The 12,729-nt window shown below is 72.1% G+C and carries 12 protein-coding genes, 1 tRNA gene and 2 pseudogenes; 8 read left to right on the top strand and 7 right to left on the bottom strand.

Annotated features, from left to right (window positions below; translation table 11 throughout):
* Positions 1–130: 130 nt before the first annotated feature.
* Positions 131–1,588 (bottom strand): FAD-dependent monooxygenase, encoded by a 1,458-nt coding sequence (locus tag ACIRVF_RS29975; RefSeq protein ID WP_402824540.1) that lies wholly within the window; start codon positions 1,586–1,588, stop codon positions 131–133.
* 70 nt (positions 1,589–1,658) lie between these two features.
* On the opposite strand from ACIRVF_RS29975, the gene ACIRVF_RS29970 reads away from it, so the two are divergent.
* The 3 genes from ACIRVF_RS29970 (at position 1,659) to ACIRVF_RS29960 (ending at position 4,355) form a co-directional block, all read left to right on the top strand.
* Positions 1,659–2,324, top strand: a complete 666-nt coding sequence (locus ACIRVF_RS29970) for a TetR/AcrR family transcriptional regulator C-terminal domain-containing protein (protein ID WP_402824537.1) — start codon at positions 1,659–1,661, stop codon at positions 2,322–2,324.
* Positions 2,325–2,510: 186 nt separating this feature from the next.
* Positions 2,511–3,713 (top strand): barstar family protein, encoded by a 1,203-nt coding sequence (locus ACIRVF_RS29965; protein ID WP_402824534.1) that lies wholly within the window; start codon positions 2,511–2,513, stop codon positions 3,711–3,713.
* Between the two features lie 357 nt (positions 3,714–4,070).
* A complete protein-coding gene (locus ACIRVF_RS29960) occupies positions 4,071–4,355 on the top strand; it encodes a hypothetical protein (RefSeq protein WP_402824531.1) in 285 nt (94 codons plus the stop codon).
* Between the two features lie 23 nt (positions 4,356–4,378).
* Here the strand turns inward: ACIRVF_RS29960 and ACIRVF_RS29955 are convergent, their stop codons facing one another.
* Together ACIRVF_RS29955 and ACIRVF_RS29950 are read right to left on the bottom strand one after the other, a co-directional pair.
* Entirely contained in the window at positions 4,379–6,448 is a 2,070-nt protein-coding gene (locus tag ACIRVF_RS29955) for a HEAT repeat domain-containing protein (protein ID WP_402824528.1), read from the bottom strand.
* A gap of 315 nt (positions 6,449–6,763) precedes the next feature.
* Positions 6,764–7,681, bottom strand: coding sequence for an alpha/beta fold hydrolase (locus ACIRVF_RS29950; RefSeq protein ID WP_402824525.1), 918 nt, complete (start codon positions 7,679–7,681; stop codon positions 6,764–6,766).
* A 210-nt stretch (positions 7,682–7,891) separates the two neighbouring features.
* Between ACIRVF_RS29950 and ACIRVF_RS29945 the strand changes: the two genes are divergently transcribed.
* On the top strand, positions 7,892–8,497 hold the full coding sequence (locus ACIRVF_RS29945) for a TetR/AcrR family transcriptional regulator (protein ID WP_402824522.1): 606 nt from the start codon (positions 7,892–7,894) through the stop codon (positions 8,495–8,497).
* 346 nt (positions 8,498–8,843) lie between these two features.
* Here ACIRVF_RS29945 and ACIRVF_RS29940 read toward each other — a convergent pair whose 3' ends face one another.
* Both ACIRVF_RS29940 and ACIRVF_RS29935 read right to left on the bottom strand, forming a co-directional pair.
* Entirely contained in the window at positions 8,844–8,999 is a 156-nt protein-coding gene (locus ACIRVF_RS29940; RefSeq protein ID WP_402824519.1) for a hypothetical protein, read from the bottom strand.
* A 118-nt stretch (positions 9,000–9,117) separates the two neighbouring features.
* Positions 9,118–9,684, bottom strand: a complete 567-nt coding sequence (locus ACIRVF_RS29935) for a TetR/AcrR family transcriptional regulator (RefSeq protein WP_402824516.1) — start codon at positions 9,682–9,684, stop codon at positions 9,118–9,120.
* Positions 9,685–9,769: 85 nt separating this feature from the next.
* Between ACIRVF_RS29935 and ACIRVF_RS29930 the strand changes: the two genes are divergently transcribed.
* The 3 genes and pseudogenes from ACIRVF_RS29930 (at position 9,770) to ACIRVF_RS29920 (ending at position 11,811) form a co-directional block, all read left to right on the top strand.
* Complete coding sequence (locus tag ACIRVF_RS29930) at positions 9,770–10,690, top strand: NADP-dependent oxidoreductase (RefSeq protein ID WP_402824513.1); 921 nt, start codon at positions 9,770–9,772, stop codon at positions 10,688–10,690.
* Between the two features lie 259 nt (positions 10,691–10,949).
* Positions 10,950–11,204: pseudogene (locus ACIRVF_RS29925) on the top strand (helicase); the annotation flags it as partial.
* Between the two features lie 175 nt (positions 11,205–11,379).
* The gene (locus tag ACIRVF_RS29920; protein WP_402824510.1) at positions 11,380–11,811 is read left to right on the top strand and encodes a DUF3592 domain-containing protein; all 432 of its coding nucleotides are present in this window, start codon (positions 11,380–11,382) and stop codon (positions 11,809–11,811) included.
* A gap of 123 nt (positions 11,812–11,934) precedes the next feature.
* Here ACIRVF_RS29920 and ACIRVF_RS29915 read toward each other — a convergent pair whose 3' ends face one another.
* Positions 11,935–12,060: a hypothetical protein gene (locus tag ACIRVF_RS29915; protein ID WP_402824507.1), complete on the bottom strand. Its 126-nt coding sequence runs from the start codon at positions 12,058–12,060 to the stop codon at positions 11,935–11,937.
* Positions 12,061–12,164: 104 nt separating this feature from the next.
* Positions 12,165–12,238, bottom strand: a tRNA-OTHER gene (locus ACIRVF_RS29910).
* A gap of 150 nt (positions 12,239–12,388) precedes the next feature.
* Here ACIRVF_RS29910 and ACIRVF_RS29905 point away from each other — a divergent pair.
* Positions 12,389–12,724 (top strand): annotated as a pseudogene (locus tag ACIRVF_RS29905) (hypothetical protein).
* The last annotated feature ends 5 nt before the right edge of the window (positions 12,725–12,729 follow it).

Raw genomic sequence — 12,729 nt, 5'->3', positions numbered from 1 at the left:
CCGCCCCGCCCTGTCGGACCGGCCGGCGGTCATTCGGTCGCATGTCAGCCGGCCTTGACCGGCGCCGGCGTGGCACCTCGCCCGCGCCGGCGTGCCGCTGACACGACGGCGACGCGGTGGCGACGCGCCGTCAGGCTCCGGCGGGGCCGGCCGGGGCCGGATCCCCGGGTCGGCGGGCGAGGAGTCCCTGGCCCGCGGCGTAGGCGGCGAGGCCCTCCGGGGTGTGACCGGCCCAGCCGAGGTAGCCGTCGGGGCGGACCAGGAAGACGCCGGTGCCGTACACCTCGTACGCCGGGATGCGGACCACGGGGGTGGTCAGGGTGGGCAGCGGGTCGTCGGTGCCGACGGTGACCAGGGTCCAGTGCGGGCCCCGGAAGGCGTCGAACAGGCGGGTGCCACCGCGGCGGCCGTCCGGGGCGCGGTCGCCGGCGCGCAGCGCTTCCTCGGGCAGGTCCGGGCGGGTGTCCACGGCGAGGGAGGACCCGCGGTAGCCGAGGCCGAGTTGCCGGGTCGCCCGGCCGCGGCGCTCCTGGCCGCGGTGGACGCGGGTCGACAGGGCGAGCATCGCGGCGGCGTTGGGGCGGCGTTCCTCCTCGTAGGTGTCCAGGAGGGAGGCGTCCGCCCGTCCGGCGAGGACGGCGGCGAGTTTCCAGGCGAGGTTGTAGGCGTCCTGGACGCTGGTGTTCAGGCCCTGTGCGCCGGCCGGCGAGTGGACGTGGGCGGAGTCACCGGCGAGGAAGACCCGGCCTTCGCGGAAGCGGTCGGCGAGCGCGGCGCGGGGGCGGAACTCGGAGATCCAGCGCAGTTCGCTGACCTGGTCGGTGGTCAGGTGGGAGCGGGCGGCCACCACCGTGCGCAGGCCGTCGAGGGTGAGGTCGACGGCCGTGCCCTCGGGGAACTGCGCGACGAGCTGGAAGTCCTCGGTGCCGCCCATCGGGCAGATCGCCAGCAGGCCCTCGTCGGAGGGGAACACGTGCCAGTGTTCCCGGCCGAGCCCGGAGATCCGGACGTCGGCGACCAGCAGCGGGTCCGGGTCGACGGTCTCCCCCGTCATCCCGATGTCGAGCAGCCGCCGGACCGTCGAGCGCCCGCCGTCTGCGGCGACGAGGTAGCGCGCCCGGACCGGTGCGCCGGTGGCGAACTGGGCCGTCACGCCCTCCCCGTCCTGGGTCAGGTCGACCAGCTCGCGGCCGAAGGCGACCTCGCCGCCGAGTTCGCGCAGCCGTTCGTGGAGGATCCGCTGGGTGCGCCACTGGGGCACCATCAGCGTCTCGGTGTACGGCTCGGCCTCGGAGGGTTCGGCCGGGTCGTACATGGTGCGTTCGCCCTGCGGCTCGCCGTCCTTCCAGAACAGGTTGGGCGGGTAGGGGCCCGCGACCGCTCGGATCCGGTCGAGCACGCCGAAGTCCTCCAGGACCTCCAGGGTGCGCGGCTGGAGTCCCTTGCCGCGCGAGCCGGGAAAGAGCCCAGGACCGCGTTCGACGGTCAGGGCGGTGACGCCGTGCCGGGCGAGGTCGAGTGCGAGGGCGAGGCCGGTGGGCCCGGCTCCGATGATCAGGACGTCCGTGTGCGTGCCGTGAGAGGTCACGACAACCCCCTTAACGTTGTTAAGTAGCCGTTGCCGGAAGCGTGCACTTAACGGCGTTAAACTGTCAAGCGTGATACCGCAGAGAACCCCCAAGCTCGACCGCGCCAAGGTCGTCGAAGCCGCGCTCCGCCTGCTCGACCAGGTGGGCCTCGACGGCCTCACCCTTCGCGCCATCGCCTCCGAGCTGGACGTCAAGGCGCCGGCGCTGTACTGGCACTTCAAGGACAAGCAGGCGCTGCTGGACGAGATGGCGACCGAGATGATGCGCCGGATGACGGCCCGGGCGACCGCGGCGGGCGGCGACCGGCCGGAGCAGGACGGCGACTGGCGGGCGCTGTACCTCACGACCATGCGCACCCTGCGCGCCGAGCTGCTGCGCCACCGCGACGGCGCGAAGGTCTACAGCGGCGCCCGGTTCACGGACACCTCGTACGCGGCGGGCCTGAACGCCTCGCTGCGGGTGCTCACCGAGGCCGGCTTCACCCTGGCGGCGGCCACCCGGGCCTGGTACACGGCGTACAGCTACACCGTCGGTTACGTCATCGAGGAGCAGGCCATGGCCCCGAATCCGTTCGACGGCGACGAGGGCTACGACGTCGAGGCCCGTGCCGAGCGCCTGGCCGCCCACCCGCTGGCCGCCGAGGCGGGCCGGGTGATGTTCCAGGACTTCGACGAGGGTTTCGAGCAGGGCCTGGCGGCGGTACTGGCCGGCGTCGAAGCCACCCTGCTCGGCTGATCACGGTCAGTCACCGGTCTGCCGGTGACGGCCGGTCGCCCCGCAGCGCGCCCGAACCGGTCCGAAGCCCGAACGACCCCTGCCCGACGACCGGGCCCGCGTGGACCGTACGGGGCCCGGTCGGGCACCGGCTCGGCAGGATCGCGCGCCCTACTCGTATCGTGTGCGAGCGAAGATCGTCGGCTGGTGGGGAGAAGTGTGCCGTCCGAGGAGCACGTGGCGTGGGGGCGGGACGTCCCGGTCCGGTACCTCCTGGTACGGGAGTACGACGACGATGACGACGAAATGACAGGCGACCTGTGGGGGCGCTGCGCGGAGGTCGAGGGGCTGTTCTGCGACCCGCCTCCACTGCCGCGCGAGGTCCTGACGCTACGCGGCTGCCCGCGCGACAGCGCGCTGGCCCAGGCGGTCACGCGGTCAACCGATCCCGTCCGGCTGCTGGGTGACGTGAACCTCTTCATCCACCCCGAAGATCCCAGCACCGACAGCCCCCGGTTCTGGGACCTGGAGAACGTGGCCGTCCTGGCCCACCGGCCCACGCCCGGTGACCCGGATCGCGTGGACATCACCGTCGGCACCGGCGTCGAGGACGACCGGGGCCCGCAGCTCGGACCGGCGCCGCAGATCGACCTGTCGGCCACTGACCTGGAAGGCAGCTGTCAGTCGATCGATGGCCTGTCCGGTCCACGTCCCCGGCGCCAGCTCCAGCCGCTGCATCTGATCGGCTGCGAACCCGCCGAACCCCTGCTGGCCGAACTCCGCTCGCCACGGCAGGAGGACGGCCAGGTCCTCGCGCTGTGGGTGCTGGACCGCAACGGCCGCCGCATGACCCAGTACGACCTCCACTTCCGCCCCGGCGACACCCGCCCGTCCGTCCTCGGCGGGACCCTGGTCGACATCACCATCCACGACCCCAGTGGTGGCCTTCCGTGGCTCGCCGACCGCCCCACCCTGGCGGCCCGCCAGGTCTGGGAGGTCTGGTATTCCGGGATTCCCACTCAACCCAACCAGTGGGCCCGGTTCGACGCCGAAGGCCAGTCCGAGTGGCTGGACCTCACCCGCATCGGCCCGTACGGGCCGGACGGCCTCTCCGGCGGGACGTACGACCTGGACGGACAGCACGTCACCGACAGGACCAGCATGTTGCTGGCGCTCGGCGAAGCCCTGCTCGGCCCCGGCGCCAACTACGGGAGATGCCTGGACTCGGTACAGGACTACCTGTGCGGTGGGCCCTCCGTCGTCCCACCGTTCACCCTCGTGTGGCACCACGCCGACATCGCCCGCCGCGCCCTCGCCGGACACGTCCTGGACCACCGCGGCGGCCTGTCCTACTTCGAGGAGACCGTGAACCTCCTGCGCGAGTACGGCGTCACTGTCGTGCTCCGGTGAGAGAGACGACGGGCAGTTCCGGACCCCTTGAACAGCGCCTGACCAGGAGAAGGAACGGAGTGGGGCGACGGCCGGGCCATCAGGGCCCGGTCGTGTCGTCTCCCGGTGCCCGGCCGTTTCGGGGTAGTGCCTACCGCTTCGGGGTCGACTGGTCGAAGCAACTTTGGTAGTGATCCCACGGCACACGGCCAACGGCCGGCTCCAGGCAGCTCCGGACAGCTCCGGCTCTCGGTAACCCGGCCCACCGCCGCCGTACCGACCACGGTGACCGACCCGGCCGGGCACCACGCCGGTCGGCGTCGGCCTCCTCGGCCCGTTCGAGCATGAGGGGCCGACCCGCTCGAAGCGCAGCGACGTGTGACCGGCGTCGTCGTCGTAGATCTGGGCGACGACCGCTGTTCCGACCGCGTCGGTTCGGGTGCCCTGCAGCCGGATCGTGGTCGGCTCGTTCACCCGGATCAGCTCGCTGATCGGTGCGATCGCGTTGCCGCCGGCCTGGGCGTTGCCAGGGTTCTGGTCGATGACCTGGTAGACGAGCCGCTCGCTCTCCGCAACGGCAGGGTCCCGGACGCGCGCCGACCAGCCGGCACGAAGTGCCTGCTCTGCCGGGAGATCGTTGCTCCCGCGGCTCAGGACAAGTGACTTCGGTTCAGTCAGGACATCAGTCAGGACAGACGGGCCAGGATGGTTCGGCAGGTGCGCTGCAGTTCCTCGTCGTTGGTGACGCGCCCGAAGCGCCCGCTGCGGCGGGCCTGCGCCAGTTCCGCCCGGATGCGGGGCAGGGCGGGTGCGGCGGCCGAGCCCATCCGATCCAGGCAGGCCAGCACGTGGTTGGACGTCGCGTCGTTCTTCTCCCAGGCGGCCAGCAACGTCCGGACCACGACGTCGGCCTCGACCTCGCCGACGATGTCCCACAAGGCCGTCGCGGCATGGACGCGGGTCCACTCGTACCCGGCGGTCAGCATCGTGCGCAGGCGCGGCAGGGCGGCAGCGGCAGGCGGGCCGATCAGTCCGAGGACGTCAGCCGCGTCGTGATGCGCGTGGGTGTCGAGCAGGTCGCACAGCCGGGGCACGACATCGGCCGGGTCGCGTTCGAGCGCCCAGAGCGCGGCCGTGGCGGCCGCGCGCAGGTTCACGTCCGCGACATCGGCCAGCGGGCGGACCACGTCCAGGGCGGACGCGGCCTCGGTGCCGAAGGCTGCGAGTGCCTTCAGCGCGGAGGCTCCGAGGCGCAGTTGGTCATGGCGGATGGCGGCGGTGACGGCGTGGGTGAGCGCGGGAACGGCGGCCGCGTCACCCAGTTCGGCCAAGGCGGACATCAGGGCGCCTGTGCCCATGTCGGCCCACGGATTCGACAGGTCGGCGTCCGCCAGGTGCCGGGAGAGCCGCGGCACCAGCTCACCGGCTCCCGGGCTCAGCCGGCCGGCGACCTGCACCGCGCGCCAGGCGTCGGTGCCGCCGTCCAGTGCGGTCAGCAGGCAGGGCAGGGCGCGGGGATCACCGAGGGCGGCCAGGGCCATGACGGCCTCCTGGTGCGCGCGTCGCGGAAGCGTCTTCGTGACGGCCCAGGCGTTCGGCCCGTGGGTGGTGCGGTTGGCGGCGACGTGGGCGGCGAGCGCCTCGCGGGCGGGTTCGCCTGCGGGCCCCAGGGCCCGCAGGCTCTCGGCTGCCGCGGCGGCGGTGTACGGGTCCTCGGGCGTCAGGCAGTCGGCAAGGAGCTGGACGAGGCCGGTGTGCTCGCCCCGCCAGGACGTGATGAGGTCCTGGGCCATGCGGATCGCGTCGTAGCGGATGGCCGGGTCCGGGCTGCGGAGTTGTTCGGTGAGCAGCGCCGTGCGCTCGGGCACCCGGGCGTCGAGGACGGTGTGGAAGGTGCGCAGCAGGGTCGTGGTGGGGGCATGCAGCCGGCCCTGCCGGTCGAGGTCCTCGAACGCGGCGGTGACCTGTGGCGGAACGCCGTCCTGAGCGACCGCTTCTGCCTCGGTGTCGGTCTCGCCGTCGGCCCGCGTGTCGGTCCCGCCCTCACGCCCGTTCCGGCACGCGCAGGCTCCGGAGCCGGTTCCCGACCGGCATCCGGCCTCCTCGCTCCCGCGCTCCGGTGCGGTCGCGAGCCGGCGCAGCAGGGCGATCGCGGTCGGCACGGCGTCGTCGCGGTCCTGCCCGCAGCGGGCGTGGTGAACGAGTGCGGCGAGCCGGATGTCGGGTTCCGTCGTCGGGTCGTCGGCCAGGGCGGCGAGCCAGGCCGTCGCGGCGGTGCGTGCCGGGGGGAGCCGCAGTGCCAGGGTCGCCACCGTGTGGACGACGAGCAGCCGTTCCACGGTCCCGTCCTCGGCAGGCAGCCGCTCGCGCAGCGCCCCGAGCGCCCGGTCGGCGTCCTCGACGAACAGGCCCAGGCCCTCGATGCCCGCCCGGCGCACCCACGGGTCCGGGTCCTGCGCGTAGGTGAGGAAGGCGCCGGAGCGCTCGCGCAGCATGGCCACGCCGTCCGCGGCGGCCGTCGACTCGCTGCCGTCCGGCGCGACGATGATGTCGTCGCCGCGGTCGACGGCCTCGCACCCGATGCTGAGCAGCAGGTGGACGACCGCGCCGCGGTCGGGGGTTGCCGGGTCGTCGGCCAGGGCGAACAGGAACGGCAGGCTCGCCACGGTGCACGGGTACACGTCCCCCTGGTGGTGGGCCGCACTGTAGTAGTCGCCGAACGCCTTCTCACGGGTCCCGGCGTCGGCCGATGCCATCGCCCTCAGCCAAACCGGCACCTCGTGGGCCGGCCCGTACGCATGACTCATCGACGACCAGTCGACACTTTCAAGATCGTTGATCACACGGACCACAGTGCCAGCCACCACCGACAACGACACCTCACGGCCCTTCACCGGACAGAACTCCGCGTGGACCACCCGGCCCACCGGGTCCTTCCCGTGCTGCCGCCGGGTGGACGGGCAGCCAGTGCGCGCCGTCGGGCCGGCCAGGCGCGGGCGTAACCCACGGGCCTACGGAGCTTTGACCTCGTGGCCGCCTCACCATCGGCGCTTGGCGGTGCCCAGGATCCCTCACCGATCGTCGGCGCTGATGAAGTCGGTCAGAGCGGCAGCGACGGCTTCGGGCTGTTCATCGGGGATGAAGTGACCGGCGTCCGGCACGACGACTCCGGTGGTGCTCTCGGTCCAGGCCCTGAGGGAGGCCGCCATGCCCGGAACGGAGCCGTGACTGCTGGAAATCCCGAGGACGGGCACCGTCAGGCGCCGCCGGTCGAGCGCCTGACGGTTCTTGCGCGCCGACTCGGCGGCGTCCCGGTAGTAGGCGAGACTCGCGCGCAGGCCGCCGTCGGCGGCGACGGCCGCCGCGTAGTGGTCGAGCTCGGCGTCGTCGAACGTGCCGGGATCAAGGGCCTTGACCTTGAGGAACCAGCTCACGTACTCCCGCTCACGGCCTGCGAGCAGCGTCTCGGGAAGTTCGGGCACCAGGTGGAACGCGAAGTGCCACGTCTTCCACGCCAGGTCCGGGTCGGTGGGAATCGCTTCGGGCAGGGTGATGCCGGGAATTCCGGCGTCGAGCAGAGCGACCCCGCGCAGCTGGTCCTCGTGGTTGACGGCGAGGGAGAAAGCGACCCAGGCGCCGATGTCGTGCCCGACCAGCCAGTAGACGGGTGTGCCGAGCGCCTCCACGGCGGCGTGGACGTGCGCAGCGACGGTGTGGGTGTCGTAGCTGCCCGCCGGACGCTCGGAGTGGCCCTGGCCCGGCAGGTCGATCGCGATGACCCGGAACCGGTCGGCAAGGCCGGGCATGACCTTTCGCCAGGCCCACCAGGTCTGCGGGAACCCGGCGAGCAGGACAACGGCCGGTCCAGCGGGCTGGCCGCCTTCGACGACATGAAGGCGGACGCCATCGGCGTCGACCCAGCGGTGGGCGAATCCGGCCAGATCGTACGGAGGCAGGTCACGCACAGGACTGGTCGCAGGGTCGGTCACTGGAATCCTCCATCGGTGCCAGGCGCATTGTTCGGTGCCCCGCCCGAGGCGGGGGCGACTTGGAGTGCATGTCGGCTGTCGCGAAGGACGGAGGACACCCGACGAACCTTGCCCGGACGCTAGCACATCTTGAACCAATCAGTTCAAGATAGAATGGCGCACCCGGCACAACCGGGAACACCGACGCACCAACCGGCGAGGAAGTGCCACATGGCAGGCAGGAAGCAGTTCGACATGGACACGGCCCTCGACGCCGCGATGGTCCAGTTCTGGCGCTTCGGCCATGCCGCCACCTCGATCGACGATCTGTCCCGGGCAACCGGCCTGAACCGCAGCTCCATCTACTCCTCGCTCGGCGACAAGGACACGCTCTTCCTGCGCTGCCTGGATCGCTACAGCGCGCACTACGGCGCCAAGTACGACGCCGCCCTGTCGTGCGCGGCCACGCAACCGCTCGCCGCCGTTCGCGCGTTCTTCGATGTCACCCTTGAGCGCATCGCCGATCCCGCCCTGCCCGACGGATGCCTGATCGCCCAATCGGCCATGGCGATACCGGCGCTGAACCCGAGCATCGCGGCGCACGTCAAGGAAGCGCTCGGCCTCCAGCGCCTGCGCCTGCGCGCCGCACTGAAAGCCGGCCGAATGACCGACCAGGACGCCGAGGCCTTCGCTGTGCACGTGGCGGCCGTGAACCAGTCCCTCGCCGTCATGAGCAGAGCCGGGGCGAGTCCGGAGCAGCTCCTGGCCGTTGTGGACGTGACCGCGGACGCACTCTCGCAAGCGCTGCGCGCACGGACTGCCGAGGTCGACGGGTGAAGGTGGAATGCGGCCCCGCCGGCCTTGCCCCGCCAGCGAGTTGGCGGGCCGTCGGGGCCGGGCGGTGCGCTTGCGCGGTCAGCGGCGCAGCGACGCATTCGCGCTGCTCGGGTTGGGCGCCGGCTACGGCCTGATGCCCGAGGAGGTGATCGGCCAGCCGTCCCGTTCCTGCGGCGCGGGAGCGGGACGGCCGCGGTCCCCGGGCATCGGTCCGCCGGGTCCCGCCGTCCACCGGCCGCCAGGGCGAGCGCGGCACGAGGAAGCGCGGCACGAGGAAGCGTGGCACCGAGGACGGCGGGCACGAGGACGGCGGGCACGGCGAACAGGACGAAGTCCCAACGAGGCGTCAGATCGGCTGCGAGGACCAGCCGCCGAGCAGGGGTCCGGCGATCGCGCCGATGCGGCCGGCGCCGAGCGCGACGCCCACCGCGCCGGCCCTCGCGGTCACCGGGTAGCTGCGGGAGATGTACCCGTGGCTGGAAGTCCGGCGAGGCACAGCCATCCACTGCGACAAGACGCCCACGGGCTACCTCGCCGGCTTCCACCTCCGCGGCGCGATGATCCGGATCAAAGACCTCAACAGGACCACCCGTTGGTCACCGGCCGAATACGCGCCCTGGCTAGCACAGGGCTCCGGTCGCGCGCAGGTCGGCGAGTGCCCGGCGGGCCAGTGGGCCGAAGTCCTCGCCAGTGGTGTCGATCCACTGGTCGTAGGCGATCTCCCAGACGAGCGCGCCCAGTTGTGCGGTCACGCGCGCGGTCAGGATGGGGACCCCGCGTCGGTTGAGGGCCTTGACCATCGCGGCGGTGAGGTCGATCCGCTTCAGGGCTTCGCGTTCGCGCAGCTCCGTGTTGGCGTTCAGGACGGCCTGGCGCCGGCGGCTGAACTCGCGGCGGTCGGCGGTGAAGAACGTGCGGCCGAGCGCATCGAGGGCGTGCGCCAGCGCGTCGAGTGGTCCCGCAGTCGGCGGCGCCGAGGCGACCCCCTCGATCAGCAGGTCGGTGATCGTGCCCGCGCCGAAGAGCACCTCCCGCTTGTCCGGGAAGTACCGGAAGAACGTGCTCTTGGTGAGTCCCGCCCGTTCCGCGATCTCGATCACGGTCGTGTTCTCGTAGCCGTGCTCCTCGAAGAGATCGAGGGCGGCGGCGGCGAGTCGTCCTGGTGCGTCGGGTTGCCAGCGAGCCATGGGAGCAGTCTACGGGACTTCGTCCCATCACTGGTGTACGGTCGATAAGACCAAGTCCCATCACTGGCCAGGAGAGAGGTCACCGATGAGCAGAGCCGTCCGTTACCGGCGCTTCGGCGGTCCCGAGGTGCTCGAACTGCAGGAGATACCCGAGCCGCACGCCGCACCCGACGAGGTTCGCGTCCGGGTCACGGCCGCCGGGCTGAACCCGATGGACTGGCAGATCACCACACAGCCCGACATGGCGGCGCGGTTCGGCATCACCCTGCCCGCCGGGTTCGGCAGCGACTTCGCCGGAGTGGTGGACGAGGTGGGCGCCGAAGCCACCGGATTCGCGATCGGCGACCGGGTTTACGGGGCTGCGATCGGCCGGTCCGTCGCCGACTACGTGCTGGTCAGGACAGCCGCGGCAACGCTCTGGCACACCCCCGAGGGCGTCGGCGACGAGGTGGCGGCCACGCTTCCGGTGTCCGGTCTGACGGCCGCCGCCGCGCTCGCCGCACTCGGGCTCCGCACCGGGGACACCGTCCTGATCGGCGGGGCGGCGGGCGGCGTGGGCGTCTTCGCCGTGCAGCTCGCGAGGCTCGCGGGCGCCCGGGTGCTCGGCACCGCCTCCGAGGCCACGTTCGGATTCCTGCGCGGGCTCGGCGCCGAACCCGTGGCGTACGGCCCGGGCCTGGCGGACCGGGTGCGGGCCTTGGCACCCGAGGGGATCACCGCCGCAACCGACCTGTTCGGAAGGGACGCGGCCGAGACCGCCCTCAAGCTCGGCGTGGCACCCGAGCGGATCACCGTCGTGGCCGACGGCCCCGCCCCGCCGCCCGGCGTGCGCAAGCTGGGGGCCCTCGACGCGGCCCCGGGCACGTTGGAGCGGATCGCCGACGCGATCCGTTGCGGCGGGATCACGGTGCCGATCGCGGCGACCTACCCGGTCGAGCGGATTCGCGAAGCCGTGACGACGCAGGCCGAGAGGCACGTGCACGGCAAGATCGTGATCGCCATGTAGAGCGTCACAAGGCGGACTCGGCGGCCGGAGAGTGGGGGAACCGGCTGAGGTGCCCGCCGGGACGGGGGCGGGCACTTCGAGGGGTGGTACGGGGTAGCGAAGAAGGCAGCTCCGCTAGCAGTGCAAGCGGTAGAGGGGGTGATCGTCCGTCTGCCGGAGCCAGGTGCAGGTGAATCTGCGGTGGTACCTCCAGAGGCGGCAGGCTTCTGGATCGGCTGCGATGTGCGGAGGGCCCGGAGAGTAGAAGTACTCGCTCTGGGTGACGCGGGCCCAGACGCAGGCCGCGCGGATCGCCGACCTGGTCGCGGCGGCGAAGCCGGGGGAACCGGTGACGGAGTACGCGACCTCCGCGTCGCTGGAGCGGATCGTCCAGGCCCACCAGCAGTTCGGCCTGCCCGCTCGGGACCTGATGGTGGTCGACGAGGCGCACCGCACCGCCGGATCTGACGGCAAGGCCTGGGCCGCCGTCCACGCCGACGACCAGGTCCCCGCGCTGCGGCGGCTGTACTTCACCGCCACACCCAGGATCGCGGACGACCGGCGGGCCAAGGACGCCAGTCCTACCGGCAGGGCAAGGTGTCCTGGGTCCTCATCCCCGTCTATCTCCCGACGCCGTTGGTCGGTGACGCCTGGAACGGTGCTTGCCCGGGGCGTGCGAAGATCCACTCATGCGAGGGGGGAACAGGGGAATGGGGCGTCCACGGGAACGGTTCTGGGCCGCCGGTGTCGTGCTGGCTGTACTCGGGATGTGCCTGATCGGGACCATCGTCCATCTGGAGCGGCAGGACCGCGAGTTCAGGAGCCGGGCCGTACCGGCCAAGGCGACGATCGTCCGGGTCGAGCAGGCCCCGGACCACCGCTCGAACCACACCAGGTATCTGCTGAGCTTCGGCCCGGGCAGCCGTCTGGCGGACGAGTGGACGACCGGCGCCAGCGTCTCGGGCGACGTCGGTACGACACTCGACGTGGTCTACGACCCGTCCGAGCCCACCCACCTCGAAACGGCGTCCGAGGGGACCTTCGGACGTTGGCCCCTGAGGATTCTGCTGGGAGCCCTTGGCGCGGCCGCTCTGGTTGGCGCGGCGGCTGCGCTGCACGGTGGTCCACGACACGAGAGCTGACCTGCGTCGCCCTGGTAGCGGTAGCGGCCTGTGCGTGATCGCGAGGGCACGCCTTGTCAGAACCGGCGGCGCACATTCGGCCGGACAGTCCGCTCGTCGGGCTCGTCCTCGTCCAGGCCGTGGTCAGGCCGTAGTCAGGCCGTGGTCAGGCCGTGGTCGGTGTCGGGCGAAGGCGGCGTGCAGCGTCGCGCCGGCCTGCCAGGCCTCGGCGTGCACGACGGGCACCGGCACGGCAGCGTCGTCGTGCACCAGCCGATCCTGCCCGGCCGACCCGGCTCCGGCCAACCGGATTGTCGGTCCGGCGGCCGCGGCAACCGTGGTCATGGTCGGGGAGGCGTTGGCCGGCGAGGCAGTGGCCGGCGTGGCAGGTTCCGCCCCTGCGCTCTCCGGGAAAGAGCCCGGTGCTCTGCTGCTGAGCTACACGCCGATGGGCGTGAGCGTAGAGGGGCGGCGGGTGTGGGGACAACACGATTCGCAGGTCATCGGCCCGGGGGGGGCGGTGACGCCGATCGTTGGCCGAACCGGACGGTCCCGTGGGTTGCCCGGGACAATTGGCTGTCGGATCATCAAATGGTTTGTGCGCGTGGCAAGCGCCGAACCCCTCACCCCGATCAGCACCGACCGCCTCGTGCTTCGCGTGGCGATCATCGAGCTGTTCGCCTCGCCGGAGGTCGGCACCTACGTGGGCGGCCCCCGTTCGCGCGAGGAACTCCATTGGGTACGCCTCCGAGTCGTGCGCGGCGGCGCTGGACCGGTTCGCCACCCCGCATCCCGGCGAGCCGGTGGTGCTCTGCACCCGGACCGCAAACGCCGCTCGACGCGCGTCGCGGCGAAGCCGGCCTTCACCGAGGTTGAGCGGTTCGAGGAGTGCGACGCCGAGCCGTGGTTCGGCGTCCGGTCGGGCCGTGGATGAGGGGA

The organism is Kitasatospora sp. NPDC101157 (genome assembly GCF_044768255.1).
Lineage (GTDB): Bacteria > Actinomycetota > Actinomycetes > Streptomycetales > Streptomycetaceae > Kitasatospora.
Note: the sequence above shows the minus strand (reverse complement) of the source record. Positions and strands in the feature narration are given on the sequence as shown.